At 71.8% G+C, this 20,115-nt stretch carries 16 protein-coding genes and 1 pseudogene; 5 read left to right on the forward strand and 12 right to left on the reverse strand.

Annotated features, from left to right (window positions below):
- Window positions 1-133: 133 nt before the first annotated feature.
- Window positions 134-903, forward strand: a pseudogene (locus ACQEXA_RS07100) (SDR family NAD(P)-dependent oxidoreductase).
- Between the two features lie 100 nt (window positions 904-1,003).
- Here the strand turns inward: ACQEXA_RS07100 and ACQEXA_RS07105 are convergent.
- From ACQEXA_RS07105 to ACQEXA_RS07115, 3 genes are all read right to left on the reverse strand, one after another.
- Window positions 1,004-3,361 carry a glycoside hydrolase family 65 protein gene (locus tag ACQEXA_RS07105; protein WP_432936081.1) on the reverse strand — a complete coding sequence of 786 codons (2,358 nt, stop codon included), beginning with the start codon at window positions 3,359-3,361 and terminating at the stop codon, window positions 1,004-1,006.
- Complete coding sequence (locus tag ACQEXA_RS07110; protein ID WP_432936078.1) at window positions 3,358-4,098, reverse strand: beta-phosphoglucomutase family hydrolase; 741 nt, start codon at window positions 4,096-4,098, stop codon at window positions 3,358-3,360. The genes ACQEXA_RS07105 and ACQEXA_RS07110 overlap by 4 nt, the downstream gene beginning before the upstream one ends.
- Before the next feature lie 115 nt (window positions 4,099-4,213).
- Entirely contained in the window at window positions 4,214-5,071 is an 858-nt protein-coding gene (locus tag ACQEXA_RS07115) for an ANTAR domain-containing protein (RefSeq protein WP_432936076.1), read from the reverse strand.
- A gap of 220 nt (window positions 5,072-5,291) precedes the next feature.
- On the opposite strand from ACQEXA_RS07115, the gene ACQEXA_RS07120 reads away from it, so the two are divergent.
- The gene (locus ACQEXA_RS07120; RefSeq protein WP_432936073.1) at window positions 5,292-5,978 is read left to right on the forward strand and encodes a nucleoside/nucleotide kinase family protein; all 687 of its coding nucleotides are present in this window, start codon (window positions 5,292-5,294) and stop codon (window positions 5,976-5,978) included.
- A 74-nt stretch (window positions 5,979-6,052) separates the two neighbouring features.
- Here ACQEXA_RS07120 and ACQEXA_RS07125 read toward each other — a convergent pair whose 3' ends face one another.
- Window positions 6,053-7,882 carry a hypothetical protein gene (locus tag ACQEXA_RS07125; protein WP_432936070.1) on the reverse strand — a complete coding sequence of 610 codons (1,830 nt, stop codon included), beginning with the start codon at window positions 7,880-7,882 and terminating at the stop codon, window positions 6,053-6,055.
- Window positions 7,883-8,168: 286 nt separating this feature from the next.
- On the opposite strand from ACQEXA_RS07125, the gene ACQEXA_RS07130 reads away from it, so the two are divergent.
- On the forward strand, window positions 8,169-9,068 hold the full coding sequence (locus ACQEXA_RS07130; protein ID WP_433134475.1) for an N-acetylglucosamine kinase: 900 nt from the start codon (window positions 8,169-8,171) through the stop codon (window positions 9,066-9,068).
- A gap of 188 nt (window positions 9,069-9,256) precedes the next feature.
- Here the strand turns inward: ACQEXA_RS07130 and ACQEXA_RS07135 are convergent, their stop codons facing one another.
- Window positions 9,257-9,919, reverse strand: coding sequence for a peptidoglycan-binding domain-containing protein (locus tag ACQEXA_RS07135; protein ID WP_432936068.1), 663 nt, complete (start codon window positions 9,917-9,919; stop codon window positions 9,257-9,259).
- A 193-nt stretch (window positions 9,920-10,112) separates the two neighbouring features.
- Here ACQEXA_RS07135 and ACQEXA_RS07140 point away from each other — a divergent pair, with 193 nt between their 5' ends.
- Both ACQEXA_RS07140 and ACQEXA_RS07145 read left to right on the forward strand, forming a co-directional pair.
- Complete coding sequence (locus ACQEXA_RS07140) at window positions 10,113-11,309, forward strand: permease (protein WP_432936066.1); 1,197 nt, start codon at window positions 10,113-10,115, stop codon at window positions 11,307-11,309.
- A 158-nt stretch (window positions 11,310-11,467) separates the two neighbouring features.
- A complete protein-coding gene (locus ACQEXA_RS07145) occupies window positions 11,468-12,040 on the forward strand; it encodes a MarR family winged helix-turn-helix transcriptional regulator (RefSeq protein ID WP_432936064.1) in 573 nt (190 codons plus the stop codon).
- Window positions 12,041-12,230: 190 nt separating this feature from the next.
- Here ACQEXA_RS07145 and ACQEXA_RS07150 read toward each other — a convergent pair whose 3' ends face one another.
- The 7 genes from ACQEXA_RS07150 to ACQEXA_RS07180 all read right to left on the reverse strand — a co-directional run bounded on the left by ACQEXA_RS07150 (window position 12,231) and on the right by ACQEXA_RS07180 (window position 20,092).
- The gene (locus ACQEXA_RS07150; RefSeq protein WP_432936062.1) at window positions 12,231-12,941 is read right to left on the reverse strand and encodes a gamma-glutamyl-gamma-aminobutyrate hydrolase family protein; all 711 of its coding nucleotides are present in this window, start codon (window positions 12,939-12,941) and stop codon (window positions 12,231-12,233) included.
- Window positions 12,938-14,428 carry an aldehyde dehydrogenase gene (locus ACQEXA_RS07155; RefSeq protein WP_432936059.1) on the reverse strand — a complete coding sequence of 497 codons (1,491 nt, stop codon included), beginning with the start codon at window positions 14,426-14,428 and terminating at the stop codon, window positions 12,938-12,940. The genes ACQEXA_RS07150 and ACQEXA_RS07155 overlap by 4 nt, the downstream gene beginning before the upstream one ends.
- A 45-nt stretch (window positions 14,429-14,473) precedes the next feature.
- Window positions 14,474-15,928: an APC family permease gene (locus tag ACQEXA_RS07160; RefSeq protein WP_432936056.1), complete on the reverse strand. Its 1,455-nt coding sequence runs from the start codon at window positions 15,926-15,928 to the stop codon at window positions 14,474-14,476.
- A gap of 275 nt (window positions 15,929-16,203) precedes the next feature.
- The gene (locus ACQEXA_RS07165) at window positions 16,204-16,818 is read right to left on the reverse strand and encodes a TetR/AcrR family transcriptional regulator (protein ID WP_432936053.1); all 615 of its coding nucleotides are present in this window, start codon (window positions 16,816-16,818) and stop codon (window positions 16,204-16,206) included.
- 28 nt (window positions 16,819-16,846) lie between these two features.
- Window positions 16,847-17,692 carry a fumarylacetoacetate hydrolase family protein gene (locus ACQEXA_RS07170; protein WP_432936051.1) on the reverse strand — a complete coding sequence of 282 codons (846 nt, stop codon included), beginning with the start codon at window positions 17,690-17,692 and terminating at the stop codon, window positions 16,847-16,849.
- Window positions 17,693-17,700: 8 nt separating this feature from the next.
- Window positions 17,701-18,636, reverse strand: coding sequence for a 3,4-dihydroxyphenylacetate 2,3-dioxygenase (locus ACQEXA_RS07175; RefSeq protein ID WP_432936049.1), 936 nt, complete (start codon window positions 18,634-18,636; stop codon window positions 17,701-17,703).
- Window positions 18,629-20,092, reverse strand: coding sequence for an aldehyde dehydrogenase (locus ACQEXA_RS07180; RefSeq protein ID WP_432936047.1), 1,464 nt, complete (start codon window positions 20,090-20,092; stop codon window positions 18,629-18,631). The genes ACQEXA_RS07175 and ACQEXA_RS07180 overlap by 8 nt, the downstream gene beginning before the upstream one ends.
- Window positions 20,093-20,115: the final 23 nt, after the last annotated feature.

Raw genomic sequence — 20,115 nt, forward strand, 5'->3', positions numbered from 1 at the left:
ACTCTCTCGCGCCTCACCGCCCAGGTCTTCCCCTCTTCGGCGTATGCCGCTACACGCTGGAGTACCCATCACCGGGTGCGCGGGGAGACGGGCGCTGCCCCGCGCACCGGAACCAGGATTGTGAGGCGGTACGGTGGCGGACTTCTCGCGCAGGACCGGCGGCGCGCTCGTCGCGGGCGGCACCGGCGGCATCGGTGCGGCGCTCGTCAGGACGCTGGCCGAGCGGGGCAGCGACGTGGCCTTCTCCTACCTGGCCAACGAGCGGCTGGCAGCGGCCCTCGTCGGGGAGGTCGAGGAGTGCGGGCGCCGGTGCCTGGCGCTCAGGCTGGACCTGAGCGAGGAGTCCGCCACGGCTCGGGCGGTGCACCGGGCCGCCGATTCCCTCGGAGGCCTCCAACCCTTGTCTACGCGGCGGGCCCGCATGTGCCGATGGTGCATCTGAGCAGGGTCTCCCCCGGCCAGTACCGGGCGCAGCTGAACGCGGACGCCGCGGCGTTCTTCAATCTGGTGCATCCGGCGCTGCCGGTGCTGCGGGAGAGCCGGGGCAGCGTCGTCGCCGTCACCACCGTCGCCACCCGCAGGTTCCCGGTGCGCGACGGGCTGTCGGCGGGAACCAAGGGCGCGGTCGAGGCGGTCGCTCGGGCGCTCGCCGCCGAGGAGGGCCGGTACGGCGTGCGCGTGAACTGCGTAGCGCCCGGCATGCTGACGGACGGCATGGCGGCACGGCTGATGGCGACCGGTGAACTCGACGAGGCGGCGCTGGAGATCGCCCGGCGCAACATCCCGCTGCGCCGGTTCGGCACCGCGGTGGACATCGCGGAGGCGGTCGCGTTCCTCGCCTCCGAGCGGGCCGGGTTCATCACCGGGCAGGTGCTCGGCGTCGATGGCGGGTACAGCGTCTGACGCGGATCACCGGCCGTGTCCGACCCGCCGGGACGGGCACGGCACCGGTCCGCTCACCGTGTCGGACGGGCACGGTGAGCGGCGGCGGGCCGGTCCCCGGTCAGGCCTTCTTGCCGGGCCGGTTGTTGGGACGCCGGTGCAGGGGCTGGTCGAGCGCCGCGCGGGGCCTGAGGGGCGGGATGTCGAGGGTCTGCGGTTTGTCGACGTCCAGATTGAGCGGTGCACCGTGGTGGTGGACCGTCAGCGGCTCTCCGTCCAGCAGGGTGTACGTGGCCGTCGTACGGTCGATCTCCACCCGCAGTCGGCGGTCCCGCAGCTCCAGCGTGAACGCGAGACGGCCGAACTTCTCCGGGACACGCGGCGCGAAGTCGACCCTCGTCCCGTGGTGGCGCAGTCCGCCGAAGCCCGCGACGAGCGCCATCCAGGTACCGGCGAGAGACGCGATGTGCAGGCCGTCGCGAGTGTTGTGCTCCAGGTCCTGCAGGTCCATCAGGGCCGCTTCGTGCAGATAGTCGTAGGCGAGCGAGAGATGGCCCGTCTCCGCCGCGATGACAGCCTGGCAGCACGCGGACAGAGAGGAGTCCCGTACGGTGAGAGGTTCGTAGTAGGCGAAGTTGCGCGCCTTCTGCTCCGGGTCGAAGCAGGGGCTGCACGTGTACATCGCCAGCACCAGGTCGGCCTGCTTGATCACCTGCTTGCGGTACAGGTCGAAGTACGGGAAGTGCAGCAGGAGCGGGTACTGGTCGGGGCGGGTCGCGGCGAAGTCCCAGCGCTGGTAGCGGGTGAACCCGGCGTGCTGTTCGTGCACGTCCAGGTCGTCGTTGTACGGGACGTGCATCGCCTCGGCGGCGTCACGCCAGGCGGCGCTCTCCTCCTCACCGACGCCCAGTTCCTCGGCCCGGCGCGGATGCCGCCCCACAGCGTCCGCGGCGGCCTGCAGATTCGCCCGGGCCATCAGATTGGTGTACGTGTTGTCGTCGGCGACCGCGCTGTACTCGTCGGGGCCCGTCACTCCGTCGATGTGGAAGGTGCCGCGCTGGTCGTGGTGGCCGAGCGAGCGCCACAACCGGGCCGTTTCCACGAGAAGTTCGACGCCGGTGTCGCGTTCGAAGTGTTCGTCGCCGGTGGCCGCCGTGTAACGCACGACGGCGTCGGCGATGTCGGCGTTGACATGGAAGGCGGCGGTGCCGGCCGGCCAGTAGGCCGAACCCTCCGAGCCCTCGATGGTCCGCCACGGGAACGCGGCGCCGCGCAGCCCGAGCTGCGCCGCCCGCTCCCTGGCGGCGGGCAGTGTGTTCTGCCGCCACCGCAGCGCCTCGGCGACCGCGCCGGGCGAGGTGTAGGTCAGCAGCGGCAGCACGAACATCTCGGTGTCCCAGAAGGCGTGGCCGTCGTAGCCGGAACCGGTCAGCCCCTTGGCGGGAATGGCGCGCTGCTCGGCGCGGGCCCCGGCCTGCAGAACGTGGAAGAGGGCGAACCGCACCGCCTGCTGGATCTGCTCGTCACCCTCCACCTCGACGTCCGAACGCGCCCAGAAGTCGTCCAGGTAGGCCCGCTGTTCGGCGACCAGTCCCACCCAGCCGACACTGGCGGCGGCGGCCAGCGCCGCGTCCACCTGGTCGCTGATCGCGGGCAGCGAACGGGTGCCGGACCAGCCGTAGGAGACGAACTTCTCCACGCGCAGCCGCTCGCCCTCCTTGAGAGCGGAGGCCACGGTGAGCCGGGCGAGGTCGTCGGTCGCCTCGCTCTTGGTCGTGGTCGGCTCGGGACCGCTGACCACATGGTCGGCCGCGGCACCGACCCTGAGGCCGCTGCGGCGCGTGCGGTGCACCAAGCGCAGCCGGTCGCTCGAGGCGAAGTGCTCCTCCGACTCCAGGGGTGACTCCAGGACCATGGCGGCCCGCGGATCGCCGTTGTGGCCGGGAAGTTGTTCGTTGGCCACCAGTTCCGACTGCACGACGATGCGGGCGGGACCGTCGACGGCCTCCACCTCGTAGGCGACCGCGGCGATGGCACGCTGGGTGAAGGAGACCAGGCGCGTGGAGCGCACCCGGACCGTCGTGCCGGCCGGTGAGGTCCACTCGCAGGTACGGGTGAGCGTGCCCGCCCGCAGGTCCAGGACTCGTTCGTGGGAGCGCAGCCGCCCGTAGCGCAGGTCGAAGGGCTCGTCGTCCACCAGCAGACGGACGACCTTGCCGTTGGTGACGTTGATGACGGTCTGACCGGACTCCGGATAGCCGTACCCTGCCTCGGCATAGGGCAGGGGGTGCAGTTCGTGGACGCCGTTGAGGTAGGAGCCCGGCAGTCCGTGCGGCTCACCCTCGTCGAGGTTGCCGCGCCAGCCGACGTGCCCGTTGGACAGCGCGAACACGGACTCGCTCTGCGGGAGGACGTCGAGGTGCAGCCCCCGCTCGCGCAGCACCCAGGGTTCGACGGCGTACGAGGTGTGGGTGATCAACGCCGCTCCCTCAGTTCCGCGAGGTCCGGTACGACGACGTCGGCGCCGTGGGCGCGCAGCGCGTCCGCCTGACCGACGCGGTCCAGGCCGACGACGTACCCGAAGTGGCCCGAGCGCCCGGCGTCCATGCCCGCGAGCGCGTCCTCGAAGACCGCCGCTGCCTTGGGCTCGACGCCGAGGTCGTGGGCGGCGGCGAGGAAGGTGTCCGGGTGCGGTTTGCCCGGAAGGTGCCGCTCGGCGGCGACGACACCGTCGATGCGCACTTCGAAGAGGTGCTCAGCATCGATCGACCGCAGGATGTCCCGGCAGTTGGCGCTGGAGGAGACGACGGCCGTGCGCAGACCGGCGGCACGCACCGCCTCGACGTAGCGGATCGTGCCGTCGTAGGCCTCGACACCACGGGTGCGGATCAGCTCCAGGAGCAGTTCGTTCTTGCGGTTGCCCAGACCGTGGACGGTCTCCCGGTCCGGCGGGTCGTCGGGAGCGCCTTCGGGCAGCCGGATGTCCCGGGAGGCCAGGAAGGTGCGCACGCCGTCGGCGCGGGGGCGCCCGTCGACGTATTCGTCGTAGTCCGCGACCTCGTCGAAGGGGCGGTATGCGTCCCCGTCCCGTTGATGCAGGAAGTCGTCGAACGTCTGCTTCCACGCGGCCGCGTGGACGACGGCGGTCTTGGTGATGACCCCGTCGAGATCGAAGAGGCAGGCCTGGATGCCGTCCGGAAGACCGAGCTCTGTCATAGGAGCCACTTTCCCCGAAGAACGCCGGGCAGAGAGTAATGAGCACCACATTCGGCCCCGCCGGTACCACCCGGTTGCCGCTGGGTGGCCGTGGCGGGCACGTGGGCGGGGCACTTCAGGAACGTCTGAACCGTCTCCCGCCATGGTCCCGGCCGAGCGCGTGCAGATACTCGAGGGCGTCCACGACGACCGTACGGTCGTACCAGCCCAGCCACTCGCCCGCCTCGGCGCCGACCCGGTCGAGCGTCCTGGTCTGAGCCGCCGTCAGCCCTTTGATAGGGCGGTCCAGGTGGACCGAGACCACTCCGACACACGTTCCCGCAGCGGTGGTCAGCGGCACGCTGTGGCAGGCACGGCTGCCCGCACGCAGGATCGTCTCGCGGACGGGTCCGGTGAACACCGGGTCCGTGGCCACGTCCTCGACGGTGATCTGCGCGACCTTCTGGGCGGCCAGCCCGCACGCGGTACCGGCTTCCTCGACATGGCTGAAGAAGTCGACGAAGTCGGCGGACAGTCCGGTGTGCTTCTCCAGAAGCAGACCGCCCTTCGCACGGTCGCGCGTCTGCACATTGGCCATGTCCGAGCTGACGACCGCGAGGGCCTGGCTGAGCACGGCGCTCAGCACCGCGCCCCGGTTGCCGCCCCGGGCCCGTCCGGCCCCGTCGAAGGTCAGTCCGGGCTCGGCGCGGCGGGCCCGCCGGGGAAACCACAGCGGCTCCCGCTCGTCCGGGCGCTGGGCGCGCGTCAGGGCCCCCGCGAGGGTGCGCAACTTGACGTTGTACTGCTGGGAGGCCCGCTGGAGCAGGGCGAACGCGCTCTCGGCGTCCGGCAGGCCATAGCGTTCCCGCAGCAGGCCCTGTGCCTCGGAGATCAGCGGATGCGCGCGCAGCCGGGCCCGCAGATGCCGGACCTCGGCCCGCATCAGCTCCATCTCCTCCGCTTCATGCTGCTCATGCCCTGGCGACTCACTCATACGACGCCCTGATCCCTTCCCGCGAGGCGGCGTGCCGTGCGCCCGGTGCGCGCGGTGCCGTGTCCGCACATGCCCCGGAATCCCATGCCTACACCAACGGCTCCCCGGCCGCCCGGCGCCTCGGCCGTGGCGGCGGTGAGCCGCTTCTCCTTCTCGCGCTCCGGCGCCGTCTCTGGTCCAATGGCGGGGACCCACCCCCTGCAGCGAGCGGCTCACCCCCATGACCTTCGACGACCTTCTCCAGCGGGCCGCGTCCCTCGCCGGCTCCGGCCGCCGTGCGATCCTCGGCATCGCCGGCGCCCCGGGGGCGGGCAAGACGACACTCGCCGAACGCCTAGTGCGCGACCTCAACGACGACGGCCGGCCGTGGGTGGCGCACGTCCCGATGGACGGCTTCCACCTGGCCGACGTGGAGCTGGAGCGGCTGGGGCGCCGCGATCGCAAGGGCGCGCCGGACACCTTCGACGCGGCGGGGTACGCGGCGCTGCTGCGGCGCCTGCGCGAGGAGGACGCGGAGACGGTGTACGCGCCGGGCTTCGAGCGGGTGCTGGAACAGCCGATCGCGGGAGCCCTTCCGGTCCCGGCGGCGACGCGCCTGGTCGTCACGGAGGGCAACTACCTGCTGCTGGACACCGGTGCCTGGGCGCGGGTCCGCCCGCAGCTGGACGAGGTGTGGTTCTGCGAGACGGACGAGCGGCAGCGCATCGAGCGGCTGGTGGCCCGACACGAGGAGTTCGGCAAGGACCACGACGCGGCGGTGGCATGGGTGCTGGGCACGGACCAGCGCAACGCGGACCTGGTGGCGACCACCCGGGACCTGGCGGACCTGATCGTGCCGGAGACGGCGCTGCCCGCGCCCTCGGCACCGCAGCCCGGCCCGAACCATGTGCCGGTGGCTCGCCGGTGACCGGTCCCACGGTGCCAGGCAGCACGGTCAGGGGACCGCGCCGCTGAATCCGCCCCTCGCCCGCCACCGGCAGGTCAGCCCCGCAGGGTGAGCACCGGTTCGCCGCTCGCATCGCCCGCCGGCTCGCCGATCGTCGCCTCGAAGGCCTCCGTGCGCACCGTCAGCCCCTCCGCGGTGTACTCGAAGACCGGGGCGTAGCGCCCTCCGGGGCCGTACCGCACGGCGAACACACACAGATCGTCCCGGACACCGGGGGCCGGTTCCACTTCGAGCGCGGTGGAGGACACCAGACGGCGCCAGCCGTCGTCCGGGTTGCCGTAACCGCGCGGGTCGGCGGCGAGGGCGAAGGCCGCCTGTTCCTGGGTGGTCTCCGCATCTGCCGCGAAGTGCTCGACGCCCGCCATCCGCGGGTGCGTGAGCCTCAGTTCGCCGGCGGCCTCCGCCTGCGCCTCCGCCGTTCTGCGCACCCGGTCGCCGTCGTCCGCGGCGTACGGCAGGCCGGCCAGCAGGTACGGCGTTCCGTCGAGCCGTTCCACCGCGACCGTCATCCACAGGCTCGTGCCGTCGGTGACGTACAGGGACCTGACGTGCCGCAGGACATGGTCACGGCCGACGACCGGTTTGGTGACCAGCTTGGCCGCCAGACCGTCGGTCCGGAGGTCGCGGACCCGTACCCGGCCCATGGGCCGGCACAGCAGGAAACCGTCGGTCACCGGGCCGAAGCCGTGCTGGCGGTTCACGGCGGCCGGCAGGTAGTAGGTGCCGCCGGCCTCCACCAGCGACGGGGTCATCCGGTCGTCGAAGGCCACCGAGACCGTTCCCGCCCGCAGTTGGTGGCGGGCGATCCCCGTCGACGGCGTCCGGTGCCAGCGTGCCGGGTCCTGGATCTGCCAGACCAGCATGAAGGCGAAGTGGCCGTCGATGCCCCCGTCCAGGTGGACCGCGTGCCGCCCCCAGCGCGTGTCGCCCCGGTAGCGTCCCAGATCGGAACCGATGCGGCCGCTGAAGTAGCGCAGGCCGAGGACGGACTCGAAGCCGGAGTGCTGCTCGCTGTAGCGGGGGCCTCCGATGTCGAATCCCCCGTTGGTCAGGCGTGCGTCGATGTAGCGGGCGAGCGCGTCGCCGTCCTCGGTGAAGACGTCCTCGCCGCTGACCCGGTGCGCCTGGGCCAGGAAGGAGAGCGAGATCGGGCCGTAGTTGTTGTCGTACGCGCCTCCGTGCTCGGGCGGCAGAAGCGCACCCCGGTCCAGCACCCGGTGGGCACGGATCCGGTCCGCGTACAGGCTCAGCGCCCGGGCGCGGACCGGCTCGCCCTCGGAGGAGGGGAGGTGGCGGGCCAGCATCAGGCCGCCCACCACGCAGCCGATCGCCTGGTTGCCCGCCTCCTGCGGGTTGAAGAAGGTCGCCTCGGTCAGCCAACGCCAGTACCCGTGCGCCACGGTGAGGAGGTCGGCGCGCTGTTCGCCGTGGAGGAGCCCGTCCGCCGCGTCGAGCAGGTTGACCGCCTGGAGCAGTGCCCAGACCGTGCTCGGCCAGTCGCCGATGGGGTGCGCGCCCGCTTCGAGGACATAACGGGCGTACGGCAGCCCGGAGTCGCGGAGCCGAAGGTTGGGGTAGCCGGGGTTGTCGTCCGTGAACACCCGCTCACGCAGATGGAACGCCAGGCTGCGGCCGACGGCCTCGGGCAGGTGCGGGTCCTTGGTGCGCTGCCAGGCCAGGGCCAGCAGCGCGGTGACGCCGAGCGAGGTGTCGCCGACGTCGAGGAGGGCGCCGAGGTGTTCGAGGCTGCCCTCCGGCGTCAGGCGCTCCAGGGCCTCCTCGGTGACCTCGGCGAGGACGGTGTCGTACGCCACCGGGGTGTCCGCGAGGTCGTGCAACGGACCCCGCTGGTACGGGAGATGCATGTCCGACATCCCTTCGAGACGCAGTTCGCCGGGCCTTCGCCCAGCCTCTTACGGACGTCGAGGAAGCAGATGAGCGCCGGGAGGAGGGCGGGCGTCGACAGGGCGAACATCGCCCCGTGGGACTGGACGTTTCACGAAGGTGAAGTACGCGTCCGCACCGAGGAATCCGGGCCGGTCACAGGCGGATGGGTGCCGTTCGGGGCCGAATCGTAGAAAATCGTGTACTGCGGGGATCAGAGTGGCCCGCACAAGGAGCAGGCGCAGCGTGACGGTTGAAAGAGGATCCGTGCAGGACTCGACGTCCCTCGTGGTCGGTGTCGACGTGGGCGGCACCAAGCCCCGTCTTCAGGCGGTCGCGGGTGAGGTATGCGTCGCCGACCATGTCCGGCCGAGCAGCGGCTGGCGTCCGCACGACCCCGCGGCCGCCGCCGACTGGCTGACCGCGCTGGTCCACGACGCAATACCGCACGGCATGCGCCCCTCGGCCGTCGCCGTGGGCGGGCACGCCTGCGAGACACCGCGCCAGTGCGAACAGATCCGGGCCGAACTGCGCGAACGGCTCCGGATACCGGCGTTGGTGGTGGGCGACGCCGAACTGCTGGTGTCCGCCGCGGGACTGGACAAGGGCGTCGGTCTGGTCGCCGGCACCGGTTCGGTGGCGGTGGGCCGGCTCGGCGACGGCAGCCCCCTTCAGGTCGGCGGCTGGGGAGCGGTCCTCGGCGACGAGGGCGGTTCGGCCGGTCTCGTCCGTGAGGCGGCGCGGGCCGTCTGGGCGGCACACGACCGCGGCGAGGCACCGGACGAGCTGGCGGTGCGCCTGATCACCGCGTTCGGTGTGCCCGAAGTCCCGGCACTCGGCGCGGCGCTGGAGAGCGCCGCGGACGTGTCCGCGGAGTGGGGGCGGCACGCACCGGTCGTGTTCGAGGCCGCCGAGGCCGGTTCCGCCCTCGCCCGCGAGGTGATCGCCGCGGGTGGCCGCTCACTGGCCGCGCTCGTCGTGCGGCTCGCCGACCGCGGGGTCCCTGTGGACCATGTCGTGGTCGCGGGCAGCACGGTGCTGGCTCAGCCCGCGCTGTACGACGCCTTCACGGTCTCGCTCGCCGCGGCGCTGCCCGGCGCGCGGCCGAGTCCTTTGCGGGTACCGCCCGTCGAGGGGGCGGTGGCGCTGGCCCGTTCGATCCTGTGAGCCGGACGGCGCCGGTGGGCCGGGTCGGCGGACCGGCTCCCGGCTGCTGACGCGGGAGCCGCCCGTCGCACGGTGACGGGTGTGTCGCGCCAGGGGAGTGCGCGACACACCCGTACCGCTGTGCGAGCACGGACCGTACGGCTCAGGGTGAGCGGCCGCCGTACCGTGCCGTGCCCGCCGCCGCACCGCTAGAGCGTGGTGCGGAACTCGAGGTCGCGGCGGGTGTCGTTGCCGTACACCCCCGTCTCGTCGCCGCGGATGCCGTACCAGAGCTGGAAGCGGGCGACGGCGGCGGCGAGTGTGGCGTCGTAGCGGCCGTCGGTGGAGCCGTGGTCGTAGACGTCGGGGACGCGCAGCAGGCGTTGCTGCAGCTCGGTCACCTCCGGTCCGCTGTCGCCCTCGCGCAGGGTGCCGGGGCCGTCGGGGTCGGTGCTCTGCCGCTCGGCGGGGGCGACGGCGGCGGGCGACCGGTGGGGCGGAGCGGCCGCCCGTTGCGCCGCGCCGTCGTCCCCGGGCCCGGGGAGGAGGAGCGCGGCGCCGAAACCTATCAGGGCGGCCGCGGTCACCCCGACCACGAGGGCCGCGCGCCGCAGCGTGAGTCCGTCGTCGGCGGGCCGTGCCCGCCGACCGCGGGAGGGTACGGGCGGCAGCTCCTCCGTCGCGTCGTCGGCGGTGGGCGGCTCGACGTGGACGACGATCGGTTCGTGGACGGGCTCCGGGGGCCGGCTCTCGTTCTCGCGGAACTCGCGTATCAGTTCGGCCAGGGCCTCCGTGCGGCGGCGGCGCACGACGTGGGTGGGTTCCAGCACCGGGCGCCGTGGCGGCTGCCTCGGCTCGGGCGGTGTCGACACACTGCTCTCCTTCCGTGCGCGCGGTCTCCCGCCGTCCCCGCGGAGTGATACGTGGCCGCCCGCCACCCGGTTCACCGGAATCCCCCAGCCGTCGCACGATCCGCCCGCCCGAAGTCCGTTTCGGAGCGTTTCCCGATACCCCCTGGGGGTACAGTGTGTCCGCGTACCGGACCGCCATGGCGAAGGGCACCCCATGTGGCATGCGATCGGGCACGCACTGTTCATCACGGGGTCGATGACCTGGGAGATCACCTGGGCGCTGATCCTCGGCTTCACCCTGTCCGCGGTGGTGCAGGCGGTGGTGCGCCGGTCGACGGTCGTAAGACTGCTGGGCGACGACCGGCCGCGCACGCTCGCGCTGGCCTCCGGACTCGGCGCGGCCTCGTCCTCGTGCTCCTACGCGGCCGTGGCGCTGGCGCGCTCCCTGTTCCGCAAGGGTGCGAACTTCACCGCGGCGATGGCCTTCGAGATCGCCTCGACCAACCTCGTGGTCGAACTGGGCGTGATCCTGGCCCTGTTGATGGGCTGGCAGTTCACCGTCGCCGAGTTCGTCGGCGGACCGGTGATGATCGTGGTCCTCGCCGTCCTCTTCCGTGTGCTGCTGCGCGACCGGCTGCTGCGTGAGGCCCGGGAGCAGGCCGAGCGGGGGCTGGCCGGTTCGATGGAGGGGCACGCGGCGATGGACATGTCGATGGGCGGCGAGGGCGGCTTCCTGCGCCGGCTGCTCTCGCGCGACGGCCTGACCTCGGTGTCGCACATCTTCGCCATGGAGTGGGCGGCGATCCTGCGCGATCTGGTGGCGGGGCTGCTGATCGCGGGCGCGATCGCCGCATGGGTGCCGGACGACTTCTGGCGTACGTTCTTCCTGGCCGACCACCCCACCGCGGCCCGGGTGATCGGGCCGCTCGTCGGACCGCTGGTCGCGATCGCCACGTTCGTCTGCTCCATCGGCAACGTGCCGCTGGCGGTGGTGCTGTGGAAGGGCGGCATCAGCTTCGGCGGCGTGGTCGCGTTCATCTACGCGGACCTGGTCATCCTGCCGATCCTGAACATCTACCGGAAATACTATGGAGCGCGCATGGCCGCGTTCCTCCTCGGCACCTTCTACGCGGCGATGGTGGTCGCCGGGTTCGTGGTGGAGTTCCTCTTCGGCGGTCTCGGCCTGATCCCCGACCAGGCCGACGCCAGGATCCCCGAGGAGGGGGTCACCTGGGACTACACGACCTGGCTCAACATCGCGTTCCTGCTCCTGGCCGCGGTCCTGGTGGTGCGGTTCCTGCGCACCGGCGGCCGGGCCATGCTGCGGGCGATGGGCGGCGGACCCGAGCGCGACGAGAGCGCTGGGCAGCACACATCGGCGAACGGGGCGCACGGGGGCCATCCCCAGTAACCGGCACCGCACCCGGCATACACGGGCATCACGCCCGTACAATTTGAGGCCGAACGACCGAACGACCGACGCTCGAAGGCCCGAACGACCGGGCGGCCGGACGACCTGGCGGCCCGACAAGCCGTCCCGGTTCCGGCGAGCAGACCGAAGGAGCGCCCGTGCCCGGCCAGCGATCCATCACCGAGGCCGAGAACCTCGCGGCGGCGAAGCTCGGCGGCATTCCCATCCGCCGGGACCAGATGGCGGCCGTGGCCAACATCTACCGGGCGGCGTCGACGGTACGCCAGCACCTGGAGAACTCAGTGCTGCGGGAGTCCGATCTGACCTGGACCGCATTCGTCGTCCTGTGGGTGGTGTGGGTCTGGGGCGAACAGGAAACCCGGCACGTGGCCGCGGAGGCGGGGATCTCCAAGGGCACGCTCACCGGGGTGGCGCGCACCCTGGAGTCCCGGGGGCTGATAAAGCGCGCCGACCACCCAAGCGACGGCAGGCTGGTACTGCTCGGTCTCACCGACGAGGGTGAGCAGCTGATGCAGCGCGTGCTCCCGGCGTTCAACGAGGAAGAGGCCTTCGTCACGGGACAGTTGAGCGACGCGGAGTGCCGCGGGCTGGCGGAGTCGTTGCGGCGCATCGTCCTGCAGGTCGAGGAGCACGGCGAGGAGCGTCGGCGCGCCCTGCTCAACGGCGCCGAACCCGCACCGCGCCGCAGCGGCCGCCGTCCGAGGTCATGACTCCGGCGGGGACCCTCCGGGGATCCGCCGGGCATCCAACGGGGATCCGCCGGCAGATCATCTCCTGCCTTCCCCGGCTCAACGGCCGGGCGCGGCACCGTCCCTTCCGGCCGACGGGATCTGACGCGGCACTACCCTTCCCGACCGCCGGAACCCGGCGCGGCGCCGGTCCGCCGCCGCCTTGCGGCCCCTAGGGTCGCCTGCGCGCCGCGTCCACGAAGGCGTTGAAAAGCGCCTGCTGGGTGGAGTCACGGTGCGCGGTGTCCTCCGGATGCCACTGCACCGCCGTGAACCAGCCGCGGCCGCCGGGGTGTTCGAGAGCCTCGACCGTGCCGTCCACCGCGGAGGCCGTGACGGTCAGCCCCGCCCCCGGGCGGTCCACCCGCTGATGGTGGTAGCAGGAGGCCTCCACCTTCTCCGTGCCCACCGCCCGCGCCAGCCGTGTGTCCCGCCGGACCGCCACCGGGTGCACAAGGTGCCGGTGCTCGTGCTCCGGGCCGCCCATGTCCTGGTGAAGGGTGCCGCCCAGGGCGATGTTGACGACCTGGAGACCCCGGCAGATCGCCAGCAGGGGGAGTCCCCGTTCCAGTGCCCGGCGGGCGACTTCGAGGTCGAAGGCGTCCTGGAGGTCGTCGACGTCGTACACGGAGTCGTGGGTGTCGGCCGCTCCGTAACGGTGCGGGGCGACGTCGCCGCCACCGGGCAGCAGGACGCCGTCGAAGCGCGTCAGTCGTGCGGCGACATCGCTGTCCGCGGGGTCGGTGGGGTGGATGGTCGCGGGTTCGCCGCCGGCCCGCCACACCGCCTCGACGAGCGCACGGGCATTGACCTCGGCGGCGTACCGCAGCGCCGATGTTGTCGCCGAGAAGCGGGCGGGGATGGCTATCAGGGGGCGTGTCACAGCTGGATCCAGGTGGTCTTGAGTTCGGTGTACTTCTCCAGGGCGTGCGCCGACTTGTCGCGTCCGTTGCCCGACTGCTTCATGCCGCCGAACGGCACGGTCAGGTCGCCCTCCTCGTAGCAGTTGACCCAGACCGTGCCCGCCCGCAGCGCGCGGGAGAGGCGGTGGGCGGTGGACAGGTCCGCGGTCCACACACCGGCGGCGAGGCCGTACTCGGTGGCGTTGGCGAGTTCCACCGCCTCATCCGGCTCGTCGAAGGTGAGGACGGACAGCACGGGGCCGAAGATCTCCTCGCGGGCCAGTCGGCTGTCCCGGTCCACGCGGTCGAACACCGTCGGTTCCAGGTAGGTGCCGCCGGTCTCGGTGAGGATGCGCGATCCCCCGGTGCGTAGGCGGGCACCGTCGTCGGTGGCGTGCCGGACGTGGTCGAGGACGCGGCCGAGATGGCTCTCGCCGACCAGGGCGCCCATCTCGGTGGCGGGGTCGAGCGGATCCCCGACGCGCAGGTCGCGGGCGCGCGCCACGATCGCCTCGGTGACGCGTTCGGCGATCGAGGAGTGCACCAGCAGCCGGGAGGGCGCGGTGCACATCTCGCCCTGGTTGAAGAAGATGCCCCAGGCGGCCGTCGCGGTGGCCTTCTCCAGGTTGGGGGCGTCGGGGAGGATGATGTTCGGCGACTTGCCGCCCAGTTCCAGCCACACACGCTTGAGGTTGGAGTCGGCGGCGTAGTGGAGGAAGTGGCGGCCGACTGCGGTGGAGCCGGTGAACGCCAGGACGTCGACGTCGGGGTGGAGGCCGAGGGCTCGGCCGGCCACGGGTCCGTTGCCGGCCACGACGTTGAGCACGCCGGGCGGAAGTCCGGCCTCGGTGGCGATCCGTCCCAGCAGCAGGGCGGAGAGCGGAGAGTTCTCCGACGGCTTGAGGACGACCGTGCATCCGGCCGCCAGCGCGGGCGCGACCTTCCAGCCGGCCAGGGTCAGCGGGAAGTTCCAGGGCACCACGGCCCCCACCACACCGGCGGGCTCCCGGGTGACCAGGGCGAGGGCGTCCGGTGCGGTGTGCGGGGATGAGTCGGTGAGTTTGTCGGCCAACTGGCCGTACCAGCGGAAGGTGTTGATGATCGCCCGCAGTTCGATGTCGTGGGCGTCCGTGATCGGTTTGCCCATCTCCAGGCTCACGGTGAGGGCGAGTTCGGCACGCCGCTCCTCGAGGAGTTCGGCGATGCGTACCAGGACCCGGCCGCGGTCGGCGGGCGCCGACCGCGGCCACGGCCCGCTGTCGAAGGCACGGCGAGCGGCGGCCACGGCGGCGTCGATCTCGGCGGCACCACCGTCGGCGACCTCGGTCAGCAGCTGACCGTCGCGGGGCGAGACGACGCCGAAGACGGTGCCGCCCCCGGCTTCCTCGGCGCCGTCGATGTGGTGCGTGCCGGGGAGCTCGATCGCCTTCGCGTGGCGGAGCCATTCGTCGTGGGTGACAGCGGACATGCGGTCCTCCAGACCACGTTGATCGTTTGATACCGGATGAGATGTCTACGCCGATGCCCGGCTGCGGCGCCGCAACCGCTCGTTGGCCGCTCCGAGCGCCATCACCAGGGGAACCGACATTGCGAGCCACACGGCCGTGCTCGTCTCACCGCCGATGAGGGTGGTGAAGTTCTCCAGGATGAGCCAGATGGCACCCGCGAGGCCGAGCGCGCCGAGCGCCGGCGCGATCAGGGTGTTCCACGGGCGTGCGTCCAGACGTTCACGACGGAAGAAGACGACCACGGACACCGAGGTCAGGAGGTAGAGCAGCATCATCGCCAGGACGGCGAGTCCGCTGAACCATGAGAACAGGGTCAGGACGGGGTCCTTGCCGGCCAGCGCGAAGGGTACGACCAGGGCGAGTGCCACGACGGTCTGCACGCACCCGGCCACCCAGGGGGAGTGCCGGGTGTTGAGCGTGCACAGACGGCGCGGCAGCTGACCGTCACGGCCGAGGGAGAACAGGTAGCGGTTGGCGGAGTTGTGGAAGGTGAGGATGCCGGCGAACAGAGAGGTGGCGAGCAGGACGGGGAGGACGTCGTTGGCCCAGCCGCCGAACTGCGCGGTGATTGGCGCGAAGACGAATCCGGCCGAGTCGCCGCTTGCCAGCGCCTTCCCGGCGGCCTGGGGGGCCTTGGAGGCGCCGTAGGCGGAGATCAGCATCCAGGAGGTGAGGGCGAAGAAGCCGGTGACCACGAGGACCGAGAGGTAGGTGGCCCGCGGGACGGTCTTCTTCGGCTCCCGCGCCTCCTCGCCGTAGATGGCGGTGGCCTCGAAGCCGAACATGGACGCGACGGCGAACATCACGGCGACGCCCGGAGCCCCCTGAAGGGCCGCCGACGGGGAGAAGCTGTCGGCGACCCCGAGGCCCTCCGGCCCGCCGCCCTTGAACAGGGTGACCAGACCGAACAGCAGCAGGATGCTGAACTCCGCCGTGACGAACACCGCCAGCACCTTGGCGCCCATCTCGATTCCGGTGACTCCCAGAACCTGCACCACCAGCATGGTGATCACGGCCCACACCCACCAGGCCAGGTGCAGACCCGTGTGGTCGGCGACGAGGCCGGCGACGATCGAGCCGTAGAGGCCGTACATGGCCGCCTGGATGACGCAGTACGAGAACAGGGCCACGGCCGCGCTGCCCGCGCCCACGGTCCGGCCGAGACCGGTACCGATGTACGTGTAGAAGGCGCCGGTGTCGACGACATGGCGGCCCATGGCGACGAAGCCGACCGAGAACAGCAGGATCATGGCCCCGGCCAGCACATAGGCGGCGGGGGTGCCGGCCCCGTTGCCGATGGCCACGGAGATCGGGGCCGCCCCGGCGATTCCCGTGAGCGGGGCCTGAGCGGACAGGACGAAGAAGAGGATGCCCAAAACGCCCAGGGCATTGGGCTTGAGTGTGGCTGCGGTGGATGCGTCCCGCACGGTCCGCTGGGCGGAGACCGTCTGACTGTCCACTCGGATCACCTGCCAGATAGGGGAATGGTCGTTTCAGGCCAAACGAGTTGCCCCATCGTGCGGGCGGAACTATCCGTTTGACAAGGGGTGAGGGGCGGGGAATCCCCGACGACCGAAGATTCCTAGGATGCCGTGCTCCACGGGCACGCTCCGGCCGCGATCCGGCCCGGAGCGGGCGCGGTCCGCGGTCGGAGCGGTCACGTCGGAGCGGTCACGGTCCGCGATCGAAGCCCACGCGGTGGGCGGTGGGAGCGGCTCGATCCGGCGGGGTCGCCTCAGTCGTCGCCCCGCTGCTCGGCGAGCCCGTCCAGCAGGGTGCGCAGCTGCGCGAGGGCCTCCTCGGTGACCTCGCGCTCACCGAACACCAACTGGTGCAGCACGAGGCCCTCCAGGGCAGCGAAGACCAGCCGGTACAGGCCCCGGTCGACCGGGCGGGACAGCATCTGCGACAGCTCGCGCCGGGTGGCGTCGAAGTACTCCTCGTACAGGCCGCGCAGGTGCGGCAGCAGCTCGGGGCGGCGCCGCGCCTCCAACAGCAGCTCGTACTGGAAGGCCTGCAGGTCCGGCCCGGACTCGACCATGTCCGCGAGGCCGGCCGAGAAGTCCGCGACCTTGCCCGTCCCGGGCTCGAGGGCGCTGCTCTGGAGAGAGGAGCGGACGGCGTGGGCGAGCGCCTCCTCGATCAGCGCGTCACGCGAACCGAAGTGGTGCACGACGAGCCCGTGGGTGACCCCGGCCTCCTCGGCGACGGCCCGGTAGGTGAGTTTGCGCAGCCCGCCGCGGGCCACCACCCGCACAGCGGCGTCCAGCAGTGCCGCCCGGCCCGCCCCGTAATTCCTCACGCGCTTGCGGGTGCGGCGCTCACCGGCGGGCTCTGCGGGATCGGTCATGGTCCCGACCCTACCGACGCCGCCCGGCTCAGCGCCTGGGCGGCCTGATGCCACGGAATTCCCAGTCGCCGCCGAGCGCGGTGGACAGGACCTCCTCGGACTCCGTCGGCTGGGCACCGACGTCGGTCCGGACGGGAGTCGGGCCGGTGACGATGTGGTTGGTGAGCCGGCCCAGGCCCTCGACCTCGACCTCGACGACGTCGCCCGGCCGCACGGGCCGGGAGTTGGCCGGGGTGCCGGACAGCAGCACATCGCCCGGGTAGAGGGTGATGGTGCGCGCGATGTCCGCCACGAGGTAGTGCATGTCCCACTTCATCTCGTCCGTGGAGCCGTCCTGCACCACCTCGCCGTTGACGTACGTGCGCAGGCGCTTGCCGTGGAAGTCCCAGTCGGTGACCAGGCCCGGGCCCAGCGGGCAGAGGGTGTCCGAGCCCTTCACCCGCAGCATGGACCCGGCGTCGGTGTCACGGAAGTCGTGCAGACCGTAGTCGTTGGCGACGGTGTAGCCGGCGATGTACTCCCCCGCGTCAGCCGGGGAGATGTTGCGCGCCGTCCTCCCGATGACAATGGCGACCTCACCCTCGTAGTTGAGCCACTTGCAGCCCTCGGGGCGGACGACCGCGCCCTGGTGGGAGTTGAGGGCGGAGGTCGGCTTGTGGAAGTAGGTCGGGGTGTCGGGCAGGTCGATGCGGAACTCCTCGACCCGGCTGCGGTGGTTGAGGTGGACGGCGATCACCTTGGAGGGGACCACCGGCGGCAGGTGCTGGGCGCCGTCGGACTTCACACGGCGGCCGTCGCCGGCGACGAGCTCGTCGCCCTCGACGGTGACCTGGACGGCGGCGCCGTCGAGCAGGATGCGGCGGTACTCGGGCATGCGGGCTCCTAGATGCGGCTGTGCGGGGTGCGCTGGGCAACGGGTGCGGGCAGGCCGGTGCCGGTCCAGCCCTCGGCGGGGCGGTCGAACCACAGGTGGACCTGTCCGGTGCCGATGGAGTTCTCGTACTCGCCGTACTGGCGGGCCCTGGCGACGCACTCCTGCTCACCGAGGGCGCCGGCCATCATCAGGTAGTGGAAGAACCTGGCCTCGGGCTTGAACTTCCAGAACTCGTCCATGGTGCCGAGGACCTTGTCGTGACGGCCCTCCTTGAACCAGGCGATGCGCTCGTGATCCGCCTCGCGGGCCTCCGGCGTGAAGATGTGCACCGGGTCGCTGGCCTCGTGGTCGCGCAGTTCGCGCAGCGGCCAGAAGGTGTGCGAGAGGGCACCGGAGGCGATCAGCAGGACCCGGCGGCCGGGAGTCGCGGCGATGCCGTCCGCCAGGGCGCGGCCGAGCCGCAGGTGGTCCTCCATGTCGCCGGTCTGGCAGACACCGATGGTCACCCAGCGCTTGTCCGGCAGTCCCTCGCCGAGGAACTTCCAGAGGTTGATGGTGGCGTAGTAGACCGGCAGGTAGTCGTCCTCGATCGCGGTGATCCAGGTGCCGTGCCGGTCGGCGAACCGCGCGACGTTGCGGGCGAGTTCGGGGTCGCCGGCGAAGTCGTACGGCATACGGCACATCCCGCGCGGGAGCTCCTCCGACGTGAACAGCCCGGCGCGCCGCTGCTGGGCCGTCACGACGAACTCGACCGTGGTGGCCCAGTGCGAGTCGAGGACGACGACGGTGTCGTAGTCGTCCCGTTCGAAGACCTCCTCACGGAGCCGGCGCAGGCCCGTGACGAGGGTGATCTCCTTGCCCTCGTTCAGTGCCAGCCGGTCGGCCTCGGGCAGCACGATGGTGGGGACGTGGGCGAGCAGGCCCGCCCCGACGATCTCACCCATGGTCGTTCCATCCCTTCGGGGCGGTGACGGTGTTCTTCAGGTCGCAGTAGAAGTCGAAGCTCCAGGTGCCGCCCTCGCGGCCGACGCCGGAGAGGCGGGAGCCGCCGAACGGTGCCTGCAGGTCGCGTACGAAGAAGCAGTTGACCCAGACGGTGCCGGCCACGAGCTGCGCCGTGACACGTCCGGCGCGCTCGCGGTCGCCGGTGGCGAGCGTGGCGGCGAGTCCGAAACGGGTGTCGTTGGCGAGACGGACGGCCTCTTCCTCGGTGGCGAAGGTCTGGAGGGTCAGTACCGGGCCGAAGACCTCCTCCTGGACGATCTCGGAGTCCTGGGCGACATCGGTGAGCAGGGTCGGCGCGTAGTGGAGGCCGTCCCCGCGGTGGCCGCCGATGACGGCGCGGGCACCGGCCTCGACCGCCCTGCGCACGAACCCGTCGATCTTCTCCACCTGGCGGGAGTGGATGTTGGGGCCGATGTCCGTGGCCTCCTCGCGCGGGTCGCCCTGGTTCAACCGGGACGCCTTCTCGACGAATCGGCGCGTGAACTCCTCGGCGATCGGCTCCTCGACCAGCAGGCGGGTGCCCGCGAGGCAGACCTGCCCCGCGTTGTCGTACTGCTCCACCGCGAGGTCCACGGCCAGGTCGAGGTCGGCGTCGGCGAACACCAACAGCGGCGATTTCCCACCCAGTTCCAGGCTGAGCGGGGTCAGGTTCGCGGCGGCGGACGCGGCGATCCGCCGGGCCGTCGGCACCGAGCCGGTGAAGCTGATGCGGCGTACGTCCGGGTGGGAGGTGAGGGCGTCGCCGATCTCGGCGCCGTGGCCCTGGACGACGTTGAGGACTCCGGCGGGCAGCCCGGCCTCGGCGGCGATGTCGGCGAGCAGCGAGACGGTCAGCGGTGACCACTCGGCCGGCTTGAGGACCACCGTGTTGCCGGCGGCGAGGGCAGGCGCCACCTTCCACGTGGCCAGCATCAGCGGGGCGTTCCAGGGCGTGATCAGCACGCACGGGCCCGCCGGGTCCCAGCTCACGCGGTTGGTGTGGCCTCGGGTCTCGAAGTCCTCGTGCTCCAGCTTCAGCAACCAGTCGGCGAAGAAGCGGAAGTTGTGCGCCACGCGCGGCATCACGCCCCGGCGGTGGGAGCGCAGCAGGGCGCCGTTGTCGGTGGTCTCGACGATCGCGAGGTCCTCGAGGCGCTTCTCGACGCCGTCGGCGATGGCGTGCAGAATGCGGGCGCGCTCGGCGCGGGAGGTGGCGGCCCAGGCCGGGAAGGCGGCCTTCGCGGCGGCCACCGCGGCCGCGGCCTCGGGCTCCCGTCCACGGGAGATCTCACCGAGGACCGCGCCGTCGATCGGTGAGACGTCCGCGAAGGTCTCGGCGGAGGCGACGCGCTCGCCGCCGATCCAGTGCCGGGTGTCGACGGCGGTCCCGGCGACGGTGATGGCGTGGTCGGTCATGTCCGGTCTCCAAGTCCTCTGTG

The organism is Streptomyces sp. CA-106110, from assembly GCF_050936285.1.
Taxonomy (GTDB): domain Bacteria; phylum Actinomycetota; class Actinomycetes; order Streptomycetales; family Streptomycetaceae; genus Streptomyces.

What these genes read in the sequence shown, in the direction of transcription:
- ACQEXA_RS07110 (WP_432936078.1), bottom strand. Translation starts at nt 4,098, where the DNA reads ATGACAGAGCTCGGTCTTCCGGACGGCATCCAGGCCTGCCTCTTCGAT.
- ACQEXA_RS07115 (WP_432936076.1), bottom strand. Translation starts at nt 5,071, where the DNA reads ATGAGTGAGTCGCCAGGGCATGAGCAGCATGAAGCGGAGGAGATGGAG.
- ACQEXA_RS07120 (WP_432936073.1), top strand. Translation starts at nt 5,292, where the DNA reads ATGACCTTCGACGACCTTCTCCAGCGGGCCGCGTCCCTCGCCGGCTCC.
- ACQEXA_RS07125 (WP_432936070.1), bottom strand. Translation starts at nt 7,882, where the DNA reads ATGCATCTCCCGTACCAGCGGGGTCCGTTGCACGACCTCGCGGACACC.
- ACQEXA_RS07140 (WP_432936066.1), top strand. Translation starts at nt 10,113, where the DNA reads ATGTGGCATGCGATCGGGCACGCACTGTTCATCACGGGGTCGATGACC.
- ACQEXA_RS07155 (WP_432936059.1), bottom strand. Translation starts at nt 14,428, where the DNA reads ATGTCCGCTGTCACCCACGACGAATGGCTCCGCCACGCGAAGGCGATC.
- ACQEXA_RS07165 (WP_432936053.1), bottom strand. Translation starts at nt 16,818, where the DNA reads ATGACCGATCCCGCAGAGCCCGCCGGTGAGCGCCGCACCCGCAAGCGC.
- ACQEXA_RS07170 (WP_432936051.1), bottom strand. Translation starts at nt 17,692, where the DNA reads ATGCCCGAGTACCGCCGCATCCTGCTCGACGGCGCCGCCGTCCAGGTC.
- ACQEXA_RS07175 (WP_432936049.1), bottom strand. Translation starts at nt 18,636, where the DNA reads ATGGGTGAGATCGTCGGGGCGGGCCTGCTCGCCCACGTCCCCACCATC.
- ACQEXA_RS07180 (WP_432936047.1), bottom strand. Translation starts at nt 20,092, where the DNA reads ATGACCGACCACGCCATCACCGTCGCCGGGACCGCCGTCGACACCCGG.